Origin of the sequence: Paenibacillus sp. BC26, from assembly GCF_900116125.1 — a bacterium.
GTDB lineage: Bacteria > Bacillota > Bacilli > Paenibacillales > Paenibacillaceae > Paenibacillus_Z > Paenibacillus_Z lignilyticus.
The window spans coordinates 1,120,366-1,137,291 of record NZ_FPAD01000002.1 but is presented as its reverse complement, the minus strand read 5'-3'; the positions used below and the strand labels follow the sequence as shown (position 1 = coordinate 1,137,291).

At 51.1% G+C, this 16,926-nt stretch carries 10 protein-coding genes and 1 rRNA gene; 8 read left to right on the top strand and 3 right to left on the bottom strand.

Annotated features, from left to right (window positions below):
* The 3 genes from BM412_RS21165 to BM412_RS21155 all read left to right on the top strand — a co-directional run.
* A 23S ribosomal RNA gene (locus BM412_RS21165) occupies nucleotides 1-86 on the top strand; the annotation flags it as partial.
* A gap of 245 nt (nucleotides 87-331) precedes the next feature.
* Entirely contained in the window at nucleotides 332-1,588 is a 1,257-nt protein-coding gene (locus BM412_RS21160; RefSeq protein WP_091222825.1) for a hypothetical protein, read from the top strand.
* Nucleotides 1,589-1,607: 19 nt separating this feature from the next.
* The gene (locus BM412_RS21155) at nucleotides 1,608-2,084 is read left to right on the top strand and encodes a DinB family protein (RefSeq protein WP_091222822.1); all 477 of its coding nucleotides are present in this window, start codon (nucleotides 1,608-1,610) and stop codon (nucleotides 2,082-2,084) included.
* A gap of 14 nt (nucleotides 2,085-2,098) precedes the next feature.
* Here the strand turns inward: BM412_RS21155 and BM412_RS21150 are convergent, their stop codons facing one another.
* Nucleotides 2,099-2,578, bottom strand: a complete 480-nt coding sequence (locus BM412_RS21150) for an NUDIX domain-containing protein (RefSeq protein WP_091222820.1) — start codon at nucleotides 2,576-2,578, stop codon at nucleotides 2,099-2,101.
* 94 nt (nucleotides 2,579-2,672) lie between these two features.
* Nucleotides 2,673-3,548 carry an NAD-dependent epimerase/dehydratase family protein gene (locus tag BM412_RS21145; protein ID WP_091222817.1) on the bottom strand — a complete coding sequence of 292 codons (876 nt, stop codon included), beginning with the start codon at nucleotides 3,546-3,548 and terminating at the stop codon, nucleotides 2,673-2,675.
* Between the two features lie 288 nt (nucleotides 3,549-3,836).
* Between BM412_RS21145 and BM412_RS21140 the strand changes: the two genes are divergently transcribed.
* Entirely contained in the window at nucleotides 3,837-6,029 is a 2,193-nt protein-coding gene (locus tag BM412_RS21140; RefSeq protein ID WP_091222814.1) for an ABC transporter ATP-binding protein, read from the top strand.
* A complete protein-coding gene (locus BM412_RS21135) occupies nucleotides 6,029-6,535 on the top strand; it encodes a DUF1854 domain-containing protein (RefSeq protein ID WP_091222811.1) in 507 nt (168 codons plus the stop codon). Before BM412_RS21140 ends, BM412_RS21135 begins: the two co-directional genes overlap by 1 nt.
* A gap of 58 nt (nucleotides 6,536-6,593) precedes the next feature.
* On the opposite strand, the gene BM412_RS21130 is transcribed toward BM412_RS21135, so the two are convergent.
* Complete coding sequence (locus BM412_RS21130) at nucleotides 6,594-7,592, bottom strand: GntR family transcriptional regulator (RefSeq protein WP_091222809.1); 999 nt, start codon at nucleotides 7,590-7,592, stop codon at nucleotides 6,594-6,596.
* A gap of 645 nt (nucleotides 7,593-8,237) precedes the next feature.
* Between BM412_RS21130 and BM412_RS21125 the strand changes: the two genes are divergently transcribed.
* The 3 genes from BM412_RS21125 (at nucleotide 8,238) to BM412_RS21115 (ending at nucleotide 16,441) form a co-directional block, all read left to right on the top strand.
* Complete coding sequence (locus BM412_RS21125) at nucleotides 8,238-11,567, top strand: S8 family serine peptidase (RefSeq protein WP_143111673.1); 3,330 nt, start codon at nucleotides 8,238-8,240, stop codon at nucleotides 11,565-11,567.
* 45 nt (nucleotides 11,568-11,612) lie between these two features.
* Nucleotides 11,613-15,788: a S8 family serine peptidase gene (locus BM412_RS32790; protein ID WP_177245976.1), complete on the top strand. Its 4,176-nt coding sequence runs from the start codon at nucleotides 11,613-11,615 to the stop codon at nucleotides 15,786-15,788.
* 89 nt (nucleotides 15,789-15,877) lie between these two features.
* A complete protein-coding gene (locus BM412_RS21115; RefSeq protein ID WP_091222802.1) occupies nucleotides 15,878-16,441 on the top strand; it encodes a TetR/AcrR family transcriptional regulator in 564 nt (187 codons plus the stop codon).
* Nucleotides 16,442-16,926: the final 485 nt, after the last annotated feature.

The following is a 16,926-nucleotide window of genomic DNA, read 5'->3' as shown; positions in this document are numbered from 1 at the left end:
GAAAGACGATCAGGTTGATAGGTTCGAGGTGGAAGTGCAGCAATGCATGCAGCTGACGAATACTAATCGGTCGAGGGCTTATCCTACGAACATTCGCTCGGATGTTCAACTTCGGACAAGATCAGCTAAACAAAACCTTCGCAAAGGTTCGTATCCAGTTTTCAATGTGTAACCCTATAGATCTGAAAGCACCCATGCGGGTGCTTTTTTTTATATCTCAGCTATAAAATTCGCACTTTAAGAAAATACGATTTACTGTTAGTGTTTTCTTATGTCCTACGGCGTACATCTCTATAATTAGGACGGACTTAGGGAAAGGCGGAACCGTTATATGCAGGTGCGAGTTGTCGGTGAACCGAGTGTGAAAGGGATGCTGGAGGCGGCCGTCACGGATGATGGCTCGTCAAATGCTGTTGTTACTGGTTATCGTTGGCTGATCTCCGAAACAATCGATGGCTCTTATGTGGAGCTGCCGGGAATACTCACGAAAACGATCGTCCTGCTGGCTTCCTATAGCGGAGGATATTTGAAAGTACAAGTTTATAGTGGAACGGCCGGAGCAGTGGAAAGCGAGCCGGTGGGACCGGTACGCGCGGTGAACGGCAATCCGAGAACGGATTGGCTATGCGCGGCGCAATATGGAATCTCGCATCATTTTATTGCTAACTATTTGAATAGAGTCGCGGCCTCCCCCGAGGAACAGTGGAAGCAGCATGAAGACTGGAATGACGTGATTAACAGCTTTGATGTGAATGCTTATGCGGAGCAGGTTGCTGGCAGTGGGGCTGGCTTTGTGCTGCTGACGCTCGGACAGAACTGCGGCCGTTTTTTGGCGCCAAATGCGGTGTATGAGGAGATTGCAGGTGTGAGACCCGGCGAACGTTGCGCGACAAGAGATCTTCCAATGGAAATCGCGCATGCTCTGGATACATACGGCATTAAGCTGATGCTGTATGTGCCGGCTAACCCGCCTCATTCCGCGCATATGGTGGATGGCGACTACGCGATTACCCGCGCCTTTGGATTCTCGGAGGGGACGGACTCGGCACCTACCCAAGAGACGATGCGACTGTGGCAGTCCGTCATCAAGGAATGGTCTGATCGTTATGGAGAGCTGCTCGCAGGTTGGTGGTTTGACGGGGTATTTCCGGCTATGGCAGGGTCTTACGATAATATGCAGCTGCCCTATAACTGGAGCAGTATTGCCAATGTAGCGAAGTCGGGAAACGCGCATCGCATCATGTGCTTGAATTCCGGCATTGGGGGCATAGCAATAAACTCCCCTTATGAGGACTTTACCGCAGGAGAGACGAATGAAATCGGCGGACTTCCGGGGAACGGAAGATGGGTTGACGAGGCGAATGGCATTCAATATTTCACCTTTACCTTCTTGGGTGAGAATGATCCTAAGTGGGCGGGCTGGGGCAATAAAGGATTATCGCGGCCGACCTCTGAGCTTGCGGATTGGGTCAAGGGAGTAACGGATCGGAAAGGTGTCGTTTGCCTCGATGCGAAGGTGAACCGGTTTGGTAAAATCGATCCGGATCAATTGGAGCAGCTGCGTGAAATTAAGCTGCGGGTTCGTTGATCGTATAGGGGGGATCGCGATGATTTCAGCAGTAGGTCAAGAGCTTATTAACGCCTACCAACGAGCGCCGTTGGAGCTTGCGCAAGCCATTGCAGGATTAAGCGATTCTGATCTGGATCAGGCCAGAGCAGACGGTGAATGGACAATCAGGGAAATCGTCCATCATATCATTGACTGTGATATGAATTATTTTCAAATTAACCGATACGCTCTGGCGAACACGGGGGCAACCTATTTGTTTAATGATTTTAATGGGGATGTTTGGAGCGCCAAGATGAGCTATAGCAATCGGTCCATTGACATGGAGATGAAACTGTTTACCATGATGCGAGACTATATCTCCTACCTATGCGGTACTTTGCCGGATGCATTAGACCGAGTTCTTGTGCATGAGCATGGTAAGGCTACGGTTAGCGATGCCCTGAAACATGATATCCGGCACGCCTCACATCATATTGAGCAAATCTATGAGACTCGGAGGATCCATAACCTATGAATGGGTTCTAAATTCTAGTTCGCATCGCCAACATAACAAAGCTTTGGTTTAGTGCCGTTCGCAATGTCGATCAGCTGGGGAATCAATGTATTTGGATAAAATGGGACGTTAGCTAATTCATGAAGGGGAATCCAGGCGACTCCGATTTGGTCAGGGTCTGGATTAGGGGAAGTTGCAGGGATGGCGATATCGTCTCCGTCTTTGAACTTGCAGCGAAAAATAGGGCTGACGATATGCAGGCTGCCATTCGTTTGGGCATTACCGTGATTGCCTCCAATAAATTCACGGAGGAATAGCAGCTCTCCAACGTCTACCGCAACTCCGACCTCCTCGAATACTTCACGTTGGATCGCCTGCTCCAAGGTTTCGCCAAACTCTTGTTTGCCGCCGGGGAGGATGTAAGAGTCTTCTAATGTGTCGGTATCCCTTTTATGGATGGTAAGTATAGCGTCGTTTTGAATGATGACGGCTTGTACGCCAACGGTGATTTTCATTTTCTGTTCTCCTCCTTAATTCATCTCTTCATATTTGATAAAGGGCCGCCTCAAAAGTTGCGACGCATACTTTTGGAGGCGGCCCTTGTCATGGTTAAAGATCTGCCGGCAATTCGGATGGTACCCTGAGGCTGGTTACATCGATGCCGCGTTCATCGCGGATCTTGAGATCACGAAGGAACTCAATAAATCCTGTTGCCGGTTTCCAGCCTAGCGCCTGCTCCGCTTTGGAAAGGTCATGCTGCTCGACTGAGCTCGGCAGGCTAATGGCATATTTCTCAATTAGGCGACGTGCTCCGGGAACTTGTTCCTCGCACCAAGCCGGACCAAGTTCGCGGAAGTTGTTCACGACTTCCTCCGGCATTCCCTGATTGGTATGTACGATGGTACAGAAAAGTCCGATATCCCGGTTAAGGGCGGCTTTCACTGAGGCTACGGTAGCGGCAGCCACATCTCTGCGATCGACGCCGTTGCGGAGCAAACGTGAACCGAATTCCAAGTAAGGCCGCGGAATGAATTCATGATAGCGGAGCATGGCGATGGATGCGCCGGTCATTTCATGGTAAGACCTGCACAAGTCTTCTCCGATTACTTTCGAAACACTGTATACGGATCCCCAGCCATAGGCCATGGATGAAGCATATACGATGGATTGGATGCCTGCTTGCTTGCAAGCTTCCAGAACGTTGAACGTACCGTCCACATTAACGGCAAAGATTGTCTCATCGCTTACCGGCGGATTATGCGCGCAATGCCATGCTGCCAGATGAACGACGGCATCCATTCCTTCCACCGCGCGGCGAACGTCGCCGGCTGTTCTGCTGTCGCAGCGTACAAATTCCACATCGGCGAAATCTGCACCCGCCGGAGGTGCCACATCTGCCATCCGAACCGTGTATCCCTCTTGGATAAGCGCTCTGCTAATCGCTTGTCCGCCGTTGCCCGAAGCGCCGGTAACTAAAACTTTCATATTGGGAATCCCTCGCTTTATGGTTTGATTCTAGCATTATAGCATGAGAGTTACTTTTTTTACCTGGAACTTTAGTTCCGAAGTGGGGAGAAAAAAGTTGGTTGTGTGGTATTGTGCGAAAAGTGGGATTATTTTTGCGCCTTGCATAATTCTGGGTAAAGTTTACAAAGAAAGAAGGAATTATAAGCCAAATGTAGAACATATATTCGTAGTGGCCGACTCGTCATTGGATTGTCGGGTCCGATTCGAGGTCAGCCCAATACTTGTTTGGAGACACAGGAGGGTACCATGTCTATACAAGACCAGCTTCCCGAGGCGCTGAGGAAGCAACTAACGTCTGAACTGCTGTTCAGCGCTAAGACCGATCTGCTGCAGGATGGCCGATTCGGCGTGCAATGGCTGGCTGTCACGGAACAAGACATCGTGGTATGGCAGCAAGATAAGACACTGCTGCTCAAGCAGCCATTAGAGGAGCTGAAAGACGCTCGGGCTGTCAGCGCAGTCGGTGGAGGAACGCTGCTGGCTGACACCGGTAAAGGTCCGGTCGTAATCGCGCGTTATACAGCTGCGCAATCGCCGGTGTTCGGCTTTGCGGCTAAGCTGCTCAGCGCAATAGCGAAGAACGAGGAGCGGCCGGTATTATCGGAACGCGAGCTACCTCGCAGCTGCCATAGCTGCGGCAATCCGTTATCGGAAGGAACGCAGATCTGCCAGATATGCACACACAACGGCAAGGTAGCTGCTCGGATGCTGAGCTATACCAAGCCCTACAAGCTGCAGATGATAGCTGCCGCATGTCTGCTCATTACAACAACACTCGTAGAATTGGTGCCGCCTTACTTAACGAAGGTCATCATCGATGACGTCCTTGGCCCGAAGGATGTTGGATCGACACTGCTCTATGTTGTACTGGGGCTCGGCGCAACAATGCTTCTCATGTCGCTTATGCAAACGGTTCGCGGTTTAATCGGCGTATGGGTTGGATCGAAGCTGATGGGGGACTTGCGTAAAGATGTCTACAGCTCACTCATGCGGCTCTCGCTAGCCTTCTTCGACCGCCGTCAAACGTCGCAATTTATCGGCAGGGTCAATAACGATTCAGAAGCGATGCGGCAGTTTATGACGGACGGGGTCGTGTTTATGACCGCGGAGGGCCTTCGGATCATTGCGATCTTCATCATTATGTTCGGGCTCGATTGGCAGCTTACGCTGTACGCCATTTTACCGGTACCGGTCATGGTTGCCGTATCGATGACGATCTGGCCGAAGATTGGACGACGCTGGTACCAGCAGTGGCGTTCGATTTTCCGACTGAACACATTGGTCGGTGATTCTCTTCAGGGGATTCGGGTAGTCAAAGCTTTCGGCAGAGAACATGATGAGCTATCCCGTTATGCGGACGCGAACGTTGAAGTTGTACGACGAAATATCCGCATGGAAGGGCTCTGGTCATTCATGTTCCCGGCCTTTGCCTTCATTGCCGGAATGGGCACGCTGCTCATTTGGTATAACGGCGGTAGCAAAGTACTGCAAGACAACATGCAGCTCGGTGTACTTATGGCTCTTATCGCTTACCTCGGCATGTTATTCGGCCCGCTGCAATGGATCAGCCAAATGATCAGTTGGGCGAGCAATGCCATGGCGGCTGCACACCGCGTGTTCGAGATTATGGATACGCCGCCTGATGTGCCAGATGTGCGTAATCCGGCAGCTGTCGGCGTCATCAAAGGCGACGTCATCTTCGAGAAAGTTACTTACGGTTATGAGAAGCATCATCCGGTGCTCAAGGACGTTAATTTGCAAGTGGAAGCAGGCGAAATGATCGGTCTGGTCGGTCATTCCGGCGCGGGGAAATCGACGTTCATTAACATGATTTGCCGATTCTACGACACCGATGAAGGTGCCATTCTGATTGACGGTACGGATCTCCGCGATATTAGCCAGGTTGATCTGCGTAAGCAGATCGGCGTCGTCTTGCAGGAGACATTCCTGTTCGACGGCACGATTGCCGAGAATATTGCTTATTCCAAACCAGACGCAACACCTATCGAGATCATGCGCGCAGCGAAGATTGCCAATGCACACGACTTTATCGTTCGATTGCCGGACGGCTACGATACTCGCGTCGGTGAGCGAGGTCATAAGCTCTCCGGCGGTGAGAAGCAGCGGGTTGCCATCGCTCGCGCCATTATCCATGATCCGCGTATCCTGATTCTGGATGAAGCGACGGCATCGGTGGATACCGAGACAGAACGCCAAATTCAAGAAGCGATTTCGCGGCTGGTTAAAGGCCGTACGACATTCGCAATTGCGCATCGTCTATCGACGCTTCGCAATGCCAATCGGCTTGTTGTACTGGATCGAGGCAAAATCGTGGAAGTCGGCACGCATGAGCAATTGCTCGAGAAAGAGGACGGCGCCTATCGGAAGCTCGTTGACGCGCAGACGGAGCTGTCCAAGATCAAGGGGGTTGAGGGCTGATGACTACGGAAGTCGACAAGTATGACATTCGCTTATTTACGCCGGATGATGTCTATTTCAGCCGCGGTGATGGCGGCGTGTTCCAAGGAATCGTAGCAGGTGTAACGTATGAAGAGCTGGAGGTGTACCGCGCGTTTCCATTCCTCTACACCACGCAATATATTTCAATTCGAAATGCCAAAGGCGAAGAGCTTGGAATCGTTCCGGACATTAAAGAGCTGTATGAAGAGAGTGCGCGTGAGCTCGAGAAGGAGCTTCAGTTTCGTTATTTCATGCCGCGCGTGACGCGTGTGGACAGCGTAAAGTTCAAGTCCGACCTCTGGATGTGGGAGCTGCAAACTCATCTGGGTGCGACTCGGATGGTCATGCGGAATCTGCATGAGCATATGCAATATCCCGGTGGCGGCCGAGTCATTCTGACCGACATGAGCGGCAAACGTTGTGAGATTACCGATTGGCGTGAGCTGGATGCACACAGCCGTAAGCTGTTGGAAGAAGTATTGTAAGCATAGTGGAAGGCATAGCAGGAAGAGTCGGGCAGATAACCTCTGCCCGGCTCTTTTTTTATGGAGCAAATCCCGTACCGTACCGGTAGTGCAAGTCCGCGGCAACGAGCTCTCGCAGCATGTTCTCGCTGCTTCGCTCCAGTCGCAGCTTGAACAGTTCGACTTTGTTCGGAGCCAATTGTTTAAGCTCCGCGTATACCGCTTTGGACGTATAGATTTTCGCTGAGCGGTCGAGGGCTTTCTCCAGATTCTCATGCTCATCAATGCCGAGAACCTCCGGGCATAAGTGGGTAATGCCATCCTCGCGAATACGCTGGAGCATCCACTCGCCTCCGGCCAGACCTTGGCAGACGAAGGATACTTGCGAATCTCGTTGAAGGGTGGCTAATTCAAGCACGATGGAAGAATCGACCGTGACTCCGACCACATGAACCTTTTTATCCAGAGGAGCCAGTATCGCTTTGGCGCGATTCGCCTGATTCAAGCTGGTCACCCAAATATCGTTCGGACGTGCTTCCTTGACCGTGCGAGTTCCTTCCAGCAAGTCTTCGAGGAAAATCGTACAAACCTCAAGTTCCGTCACCCGCTCGATTTCTTCTTGATAGAAATATAGATCATGGTCCTTGCTTTCCACGAGCAGAATGCGCGCCGGAACGGTCGGAAGTCCACTTTGCAGCAGACTATACCCTAAGCCGGCCATGAAGAGCTCCTGCAGATCAAGCTTTTCCGCACGTGCTCCTTTGATTACACCATCCAGCAGCCTTTTCATGGGGATGCCTTTTCTGCGCAGCCGTTCCGTCGCCGTGCCGCCAAGCACTTGCGTCCCTTTGCCTTTCTGCATGGAGACAAGACCTTCGACTTTCAGCTGGCTATATACCCCGTTCACGGTATTTCGGTTAAGCCCGAGCAAATCGGCCAGCTGGCTTGCGGCAGGCAAAGGATCGCCGGGCTTTAATTGCCCGGTACCTATCAGCCATTTCAGTTGTTCTTTGATTTGGGTATGAACCCCAAAATTGACTTGATGATCCACAGTTAAACAGAAGCGATTTGAAATCATATGAACACCCTCATTTACCTATATGTCTATGCATGTTGCATATCTCATTTTCTGAAAATGTAAAGATGTAAGACGGGGAGTTAGCAATCAACTTCTCATGTCTTTGGTCTTATAGCCTACATATTTCTATCAATACGACCAGGAACGTAAGAAGAATTACGAGAAAGAAGGGAGTTTAAATGTATAGGCAAGTATGCATTTCTTCCTATACGGGTTTGACTACTCTACGTTAGGTCGATGCCACCTCCGAATCGAATCCTCAGTATACTGACGTAAACTTTCTTTAAAAAGTTATAGAAATTTATTAAAATTTAAAAAAATAAATCAATTGACTGTTTCATTTGAGTAAATATATAATCATCTCAGAATTTGTTGTAACACCAATGTTAGAATAAGTGACATAATCCTTCGTATCCATTACATACGATCCGGTGCTCCAATCAGGTCGCAGGAGCGTATTAATGGCAGAAGTGAAAGGGGGCATATGCCAATAAATACGGTGTTATTGACCAAAAGGAGATTGGCATGATAGTTTGCGTTAGTCATCTATCTACTAGTAGGTAGATAAGAAAATGAGAATGAATGTAAGCGTTTCCTATGTTTTTTTAGTAAAGGTTTATTATTTTAGTGAGGACGTGATAAGGCTTGATCAGAAAAAGTAAGCGAATGGCTTCCGCACTCCTGTCGACGATGCTGGTATTTGGAGTTGTAACACCTGTATTGGCCAAGCAATCACACGAAAACGATCCGATACGAAAAAGCCAATGGACTGAAGGAGAGATTTCCCTTGACCCCTCTATCGAAAATCCAACCGCGAATGCCGCACGGCAAGCTTCCATGCAGCTCCCTGCGTTCGGCAGCACGCTGCCTGAAAAACCGGAATATGCCGCTGATCGTGTCATTGTCAGATATCGCACGGAGCAGAAGTCCGTATTTGCCATATCACTGAGCAATCAAATAACGGGGTCCAGCCCGCTCTCGGTACCCAATGCGGAGCTGTTGAAGCTTGCGGCTGGCGCTGATGTACATAGTGTCATAGAAGAGCTGCTTAAGGATCCGAACGTTCTCTATGCGGAGCCTGATTACAAGATAAATTCTGCATTGGTTCCGCAAATGATCCGCCCGGTCGACTTGTCGAACGAGGCGGCCGTTTCGGCAGCGGACGCGGGACAATCAGCCGCATTGCCTAATGATCCTCTTTTCCATGAACAATGGGGGCTGAACAACACCGGCCAGGATCTCAATGAAGGCTCGGTACCCGGCGGCTTGGAAGATATCGATATGGATTTGCCTGAAGCTTGGGAAATCACGACGGGCAGCAAGGACGTGACCGTTGCCGTTATCGGTACCGGCGTGAAGATGGATGCTCCCGATCTGGTCGGTCAGTTCTGGACCAACGATAAAGAAATTGCTGGCAACGAAATCGATGATGATGGCAACGGGCTCATTGATGACGTGAACGGCTGGGATTTCGCCCACGATGACAACACACTTTTCGATACGAGCGATGGTCTCAATGATACTTACGGCACGACAATTACCGGACAAATCGCCGCTGTTATGAACAATAACGAAGGCATTGCCGGCGTGGCGCCTAATGTAAAGGTCATGCCGCTTAAGGTGGCTTCCGAAGAGCTCGGATACTTCTCGGATGTCGTGGATGCCATCCACTATGCCGATGAGCACGGCGCCAAGATCGCTACGCTCGGGATCGTGTATCAATACAGAAGCAAACTGGTCGAAGATGCGATCAATGCCTCCGACATGTTGTTCGTTTCTCCGGCCGGCGAAAGCTCAGGCTTGACCGGTACCTTAAATACGGATGTTCTGCCGGTGTATCCTGCAGCCTATCCAAGCTTGAACATGCTTTCGGTTACCGGTGTCAATATTCTGGGTGATCCGGCTTTGGGCGCTGCGATCGGGCAGATGTCCGTCGATGTCGCTGCACCGTCCGAACTGGTCATCTCGACAACGCCTGACGTTGATGCCGGGTATGCGGCGCAAATCGATAATGGGATCTATAAAGCGTACTACAACGGAATTGGGTTTGAAGAAATTCCGATTGAGGATCCGCAATATGCCGGTCAACGGCAGGAGATGTTCGATCGCGCGATGGATTATCTCAAGCCGGCGGATGTAGCCGAACCGAAGATCCTACTCGTTAATGACAGTAAGCGCTCCTTCAATAACGGCGATGGAGGCGTAGGTCCAATGTACGAAAGCGATCCTATGGCTGTCTATGAAGGGCTGCTTCAGAAAGCCGGTTATACCTATGAAACATACACGACAGAGGACGAGACCTTTGATGGCCCGGCACTCACCGGACCGCAAGGGCTGCAGCAGTACGATATCGTGGTTTGGTTCACGGGAACGGCAGCAGTTACCGGTGATAACAAACTGATCACAGATCATGATCAAGCGAATTTGACCGGTTATCTTAACGCCGGCGGCCACTTGATGCTCACGGGACAAGATGCTATTGACCAAAGCCCGAAATCCGCTTTTGTAAGAGATGTCCTTGGCCTTAAGCTCGTCAAGGAAGGCGGCTACATTTTCAAAGGTTGGGGTGTTCCCGGCACGATTTATGAGGATCAAGAATATAGGCTAATGGATTTCTCGTTATTTTACGACACCGTCATTAGCAATAAGCCCGAGATGACTACGGTCAATATCAAGAACAGCAAAGGCAGATACTCCTATTCCCAAGGTACGCTATACGCTGCTGCCTACGCTGCAGGCGTGGCTGCACTGGTTGGAAGCCAGAATCCGGATATGAATGCACTGGAAATCAAGCAGCGCGTTGTAACAAGCGGCAAGTCGATTCCTACCTTAAAAACAACGACAGTAAGCGGTAAGCTAATCAGTGCCTATCGTGCACTGTGGAATAAGGACATCCCGGGGATGTCGTTGATTGATACGTCTGTCACAGGCAAACTCGATCAGGCGAGCGATCCGAATCATGTCTATTCCGTCGAACTGAACGCCGGCGAAACGGCGACCTTTACGCTTACGGGTGAAGAGGGGACGGATTTCGATCTGATTCTATACGATGATTCCGCTACGACCGTGCAAAGCAAGGAAGGCGCGGTAGCCTTCTCCGAAACGGCGGACACGTCATCCGAATCAATCACGTACCGCGCAACCAAGGCGGGTACGTATTACGTGAACATCTATGCCGTAAAAAGCGCCGGTGCCTACACCTTGAACGTGCAGTACGGTAACTCGTCGAGCCGGGTCGAGGACAGCGACGCATCGCTGATCTACGACGGTAACTGGACCACTCTAACGGGCTCTTCCTATTCGGGTGGAACCTTGAAGCAGCTTACCGGAGAGGGCTCCGTCAAGTTTGGGTTTAGAGGGAATCTGTTCGAATGGATCGGTACAAAGAACGATATGCAAGGAACCGCAGAGATCCGAATCGACGGATTGGCTATGGGTTATGCCGATTTGTCCAGCGTGACGCAACAATCGAAGCAATCGTTGTTCAAAATGCTACTGACTAATGGGCATCACGACGTAGAGATTCGATCCGTAAAAGGCGTAAATCAGAAATTGGCAATAAACGTGGATGCGTTCGTGTTCTCCGGTTTAATTTCGCCGACTCATCCTGCCGCCGATTACGAGGGGCCTTGGGCTATTCGATACGGCAAGAAATATGCTGACGGTGTACAAACCTATACCACGACTCCGGGCAGTTCCGCCGACTTTACATTCACAGGCACGAAGGTGACCGTCTGGTCCTCGACCGGCAGCAACCGCGGCAAAACGAACATCTACATCGATGGTAAATTAGTGACGGCGGCACCTCTTGATCTGTACAGCGATAAGATGCGCTATCAGGTACCTGTCTTTACGTCAGGCGAGCTCGCAAGCGGCGTGCATCATATCAAAATCGTGCATGCCGGCGAAGCGAATCCCAAATCGAGCAACAGCATCGTTACCATCGACGGTCTGGACGTCCTGAACCTAAACTAGCTCGCAAAGCAGCTACTATTCTGAACCGAAATGGGGTACCTGAACGTGAAACGATCACTTCTCAAAAAATCACTTTCGCTCGCAACGGTCTCGGTGCTGGCCGGAAGTCTGGTCACGACCGGCTTGCCAGCCGCGCATGCCGCTCCGCTGGACAAGGCATTCATAACAAAAGAAGGGCTGGAAGCCGTAACGCGGCTGCTGCAGCAAGCTAAGCCGGAAGCCGGGATCAATGCGGTCCCTGGCGAAGCTTACATTGCCGATGACATCGATACTGCTTCCGCGAAGGAAATGAATGTCATCCTCCAACTAAGCGGCCAGCCCGCGGCCGTTGGTATATATGCCGTGAAGCTCGGCTATAAAGCACTGGCAGCGGAAGCAAGTGAAGTTACCGTGCAGTCGGAGCAGCAGGCATTCGTTCGCAGTGCTCAAGCTAGCAGCATTCCGTTTAAGATCAACCGCAGCTTTAATACGGTGCTCAACGGAATGGAGATTACCATCCGGGCTGATCTTATTCCGCAGTTGGCGAAGCTTCCGGGCGTGAAAGCCATTCATAAGAATGTCATCTATTACCCGATTGACGAGCCCGACGGCTATCAAATGGCTGCCGGCCCATCGGATTTCGATCCGGTTCCGCTCGAGCAAATCGGCGTTCTGAAGGCTTGGGATCGCGGATTAACGGGCAAAGGGTTGAAGGTCGGCGTTATTGATACCGGCATCGATTACCTGCATCCGGACCTCAAAGGCAATTATGTCGAAGGCGGCTACGATGCCATTAATCAGGACGACGATCCATATGAAGATTTGCCGGAAGAAGGCTATGAAGACTCAACAGGCTCTATCCATGGTACGCATGTATCCGGCACGATCGCCGGAACGGCTTCCAACCCGACGTCCGTGCATGTGCAGAAGGGTGTCGCCTATGAGGCGGATCTGTATGCCTATAAAGTGCTCGGCCCGGAAGGCGGCACATCCTCCCAAGTTATCGACGGGATCGAACACGCCGTCGACGACCACATGGACGTCATTAACCTTTCCTTAGGGAGCGATCTGGAGAAAGATCCGGACTCGCCTGACTCCATCGCGGTGAACAATGCCGTCTTAGCAGGCGTTGTAGCCGTGGTCGCGAACGGCAATGCCGGCGGCGGCAATCAGTACTACTACTCCATGGGATCACCGGCCGCTTCGCAAATGGCGATCTCCGTTGGTGCGGTGACAAGCGATAGCAACCGCGTCCAGGGGACGATTCACAGCGCAGTCGGGTCAGAGGTCTATGACACGAATATGAGTTTGATGAGCTGGACGACGGATAAAGAGAGCTTTAACACCATGTTCGGCACCAATGCGATTCAAGGCGTTTACGTCGGTTTAGGCAGGGAAGATGATTATAAAGGCCTTAAACCGGAGTTCCTGGCCGACAAAATCGTATTCATCTCCCGAGGGCTTTCCAGCTTCGACGAGAAAGTGAAATTGGCTGCCAAGCACGGCGCGAAGGCGGCTGTCATCTTTAATGGCAATTACTCTGCCAGCGATCCGAATGTCCCTGACTTATCGGAAGAAATACTGTCTCGTGACGGCGCGATCGGTCCGCTTGCTTTCCTTGGCGACGGCTACGATTATATTCCGACATTCGACATGCCGGGCAAGATGGGGCGTGCATTAGCTCGCCAGCTGAAGGCGCATCCGGATCAAAAGTTGCAGTTCACGATGAAGAACGACTTTAAGACGGTTGTGGTAGCCGGTGACCGAATGGCTGATTTCAGCTCCAGAGGGCCGAACTCGGATGGCAACTACGGCATTAAGCCGGACCTTAGTGCACCCGGCGTTTCAATCTTCTCTTCGATTCCTGCTTATGGACAAGCGAATCCTGACGCTAACTATGACAAAGCCTATGCCAAGCTAAGCGGCACGAGCATGGCTACTCCTCATGTGGCCGGACTTGCTCTGTTGATTAAGCAAGCGCATCCGGATTGGACACCGACCGACATTCGCGCAGCTCTGGCGAATACGGCGGAGGAGATCCAGGACGAGAATGGCACGATGTATGATGTCTACTCGCAAGGCGCAGGGCGCGTCAATGTCATGAACGCCATTGATACGCGTGCCATTATTGAATCAATGGACGAAATTACGCTTCACGACGATAAGATGAACCCGATCGTTATGCCTAGCGAAGGCAGCAGCGTGAGCTTTGGCATGATGAACCCGGGTGCCAGCGAGGCCGTCAAAAAGCCGCTTCGCGTCAAGAATTTATCGAATGTATCCGTTACGTATAAAGCGAAAATCGTGATGCATCCTTCGGTAACGTCCGATCCGCATCATCCGATCCCTACGCCGAATCCGAGCGAGATCATTATGGGACTGGAAGGACTCACATCCAACCAAATCACGGTAGGAGCAGGCGACGAGTTCAAGTTCAACCTGACCGCGAAGTCTATCCCGCGCGCAAAGGTCGGCGTATACGAGGGTGAAGTCTTGCTGGAGAGCAATGGACTGCCTTCGCTGCATCTGCCGTTCGTTATTCATATTGGCGATGAGTCCGATGACAACGACTTCCTGATTCAGAATCTGACACTCAGCAATACGACGGTGTCCAAAGACGCGCCGATCGACATTACGGCGTCGCTTCCGACAGGAACAATTAATCACTTCTATGCAGTGATCGTCGACTTAGATAACGAAGTCTTGGGCTTATTGGCCGAAATCTACGATCGGGATGAATCGAAAGACTTCCTAAAGCCGATTCCGTCCAACATCATCATTCCTGAATTCGATGGCTCTTATAATTTAGGTATCCTTGTGCAAGATGGCAATAAATTAAATGAAGATCTTCCGGAAGGAAGGTACAAGCTGGCGGTCGTAGGCACGGTCTATGATAAAAACTACAATGTCCTCGACGAGTCCGTTGCATTCAAATCGTTCTACGTGACGAGTGAAGCTGCCGTTGACGAACCTAACCCGCCGACAAATCCGCCATATACAGGGGGACCGATTACTGCTCCTAACGATGAGGCGTACAACAAGGATGTTGCTGCTTCCGTAATCGAGAAGGGGCAAACCGGCATTACGATTGCGCCGCAGTCGAAGCTGGAAGGCACGCAATTGTCCGTGTCCGTCACGGACGCCGATCTGCAGAAAGCGATTGCCGAAGCGAAGCCATCTGTCGCGCTTACCATCGGAACAGCTTCCAAGGACGCTTCTTCCGCACAGCTGAAATTAACGGCTGCGCAAGCGAAGCTGGTGACCGAATCCGGTCTGAAAGGAACGATCGTCTTTACTTGGAACGATGCATCCGTCGCTTTGCCAATCCCTGCCTTGAGTCAAGGATCCGATGGCTCGGATATCGTTCTTACGATCAAGAAGGATGAAGGCAGCAAATCCGAATTTACGAAGCAAGTGAAAGATGCCACGATCCTGGGAACACCTTATGTGTTTGAAGCAAGCAGCTTAAAGAACGGCACTGCCGTTCCGGTTAAGCTGAAAGCCGACCAAACCGTTACCAGATCATTCCTTGTCGAGAACGGTGCAAGCACGGCAGGCGCGTTGTACCTTGATGGCGGCCATGTCTATCCTGTACCAGCTAAAATTACCGCTGCCGGCGAAGGCAAGTCCATCGTAACGATTCGTCGACCGGGCTTCTCGACCTATGCCGCCGCGTCGAGGCATGTGACGTTCGGCGATATCGATAAGTCATGGGCACGCGATCAAATCCAAACGCTTGCGGATAAATTCTTGTTGAACGGCACTTCCGAGCATGCCTACTCGCCGAAGGCTAATGTGACTCGCGCACAATTCGCGTCGATGCTCGCAAGAACATTGGGGCTGCAATCCAAAGCAGCGGTTAATCCGTTCAGCGATGTACGTGGCAGCGACTGGTTTGCTTCCGATGTGACGAGTGCTTACGAGGCCGGACTTGTAACGGGTTCGGATGGCCGGTTCAACCCGAACGCAGCCATCACCCGTCAAGATTTGACGGTCATGCTGGCCAGAGCGATCAAGCTTGTCGGGCTTCAGCAGTCTAGCCAGCCTGGCAATCAAGCTTACGCGGATGCTGCGTTGTTCAGCGGCTATGCTCAAGAAAGCATTCAAATGGTAACGGATGCCGGACTGATGAAAGGCGTCGAATCGAAAGGCAAGTTCTACTTCCAACCAGCCGGCGCTACTACGCGCGAAGCTGCGGCGAAAGTATTGTACGAGCTGCTGCTAGCATCCGGTCGTATCTAGGTTTACCTGTATAACGGAAGGAACTGCCGAGATGGTTCGGCAGTTCCATTCCCATTTTGTCTACTTTTACGGATAGCGAGGTGCGCAACATGGAAACCGCAAAACGCAAAGAGCAGCTTCTACATTTGGCCGAATCGTTGATTCGACAAAAAGGGTATACGGCTTTCAGTTACGACGACCTCTCTAAGCATCTCGGCATATCGAAAGCGAGCATTCATTATCATTTTGTGAAGAAGGAAGACTTGGGTCTTGCCGTGCAAGAGCAGATCTATCAAAGACTAGCCGATTTCTCTTCTAAGCTGCAACAGTCGGAGGATTCGGTCGAAGCAAAGTTCGTTCAATTCTGCAATCTGCAATCCGAACAGTTAGCCGATAATGAGATTTGCCCGATTTCAGCGCTGCAAGCGGATTTCGAGCTGCTGCCGGAAACGATGAGACAGAAAACGCAGGAGCTCAGCCAATTTGAGCTTTCAGTTATGCATGACGTGATTAATTCCAATGTGGCCGAATCTCACGATAAATCCGGTTTTTGTCCGATCGCAATGGCCATGTTGTCTGCAATTAAGGGCTCCATTCAATATCGCCGCGTAAGAGGCGGAGATTCCTTGACGGATACATGGAAGGGGCTCAGCCGTTTATTAATCAATCATTAGATCGACGATCCTCCCAATGAATGTCTATATAACCTCCCATTTAGCAACCTGGATTTTTCAGGGCTGAAGGGAGGTTTTTTATTGCCCATTCTCCCCCGCGAGGGGGGAAGGGGGCAGCTATTGCGCTGAAAGTGCAGGCAAGCTCGGTTCAGCTCGGGATGGAAGGGGCAGGATCGTGGGGAAAAAGCTCTAACGAATCGTACAGCGCTTATTTCGCTTAAAACACCTCCAAAAAAAAGCTAACGAATCGTAGAAGCGTTATTTGACCGTTTTGGAGGGTTTGGGAGCCATTTTCCCCACAATAAGACTTCTACGATTCGTTAGATTCTCGGAACCTGCAAATCCGGCCAAATAAGACCTGTACGATTCGTTAGAATTCTCGCGGCACGCGCGGAAGGTGGAAAGCGGTATAGTTGGGGATCGGGAAAGTGGAATGCGCAGTATGTAGTTGGAGAGCAGGAAAGTGGAATGCGCGGTATACATGG

What these genes read in the sequence shown, in the direction of transcription:
- BM412_RS21150 (WP_091222820.1), bottom strand. Translation starts at nt 2,578, where the DNA reads ATGAAAATCACCGTTGGCGTACAAGCCGTCATCATTCAAAACGACGCT.
- BM412_RS21130 (WP_091222809.1), bottom strand. Translation starts at nt 7,592, where the DNA reads ATGATTTCAAATCGCTTCTGTTTAACTGTGGATCATCAAGTCAATTTT.
- BM412_RS21115 (WP_091222802.1), top strand. Translation starts at nt 15,878, where the DNA reads ATGGAAACCGCAAAACGCAAAGAGCAGCTTCTACATTTGGCCGAATCG.
- BM412_RS21145 (WP_091222817.1), bottom strand. Translation starts at nt 3,548, where the DNA reads ATGAAAGTTTTAGTTACCGGCGCTTCGGGCAACGGCGGACAAGCGATT.
- BM412_RS21160 (WP_091222825.1), top strand. Translation starts at nt 332, where the DNA reads ATGCAGGTGCGAGTTGTCGGTGAACCGAGTGTGAAAGGGATGCTGGAG.
- BM412_RS21155 (WP_091222822.1), top strand. Translation starts at nt 1,608, where the DNA reads ATGATTTCAGCAGTAGGTCAAGAGCTTATTAACGCCTACCAACGAGCG.
- BM412_RS21135 (WP_091222811.1), top strand. Translation starts at nt 6,029, where the DNA reads ATGACTACGGAAGTCGACAAGTATGACATTCGCTTATTTACGCCGGAT.
- BM412_RS21140 (WP_091222814.1), top strand. Translation starts at nt 3,837, where the DNA reads ATGTCTATACAAGACCAGCTTCCCGAGGCGCTGAGGAAGCAACTAACG.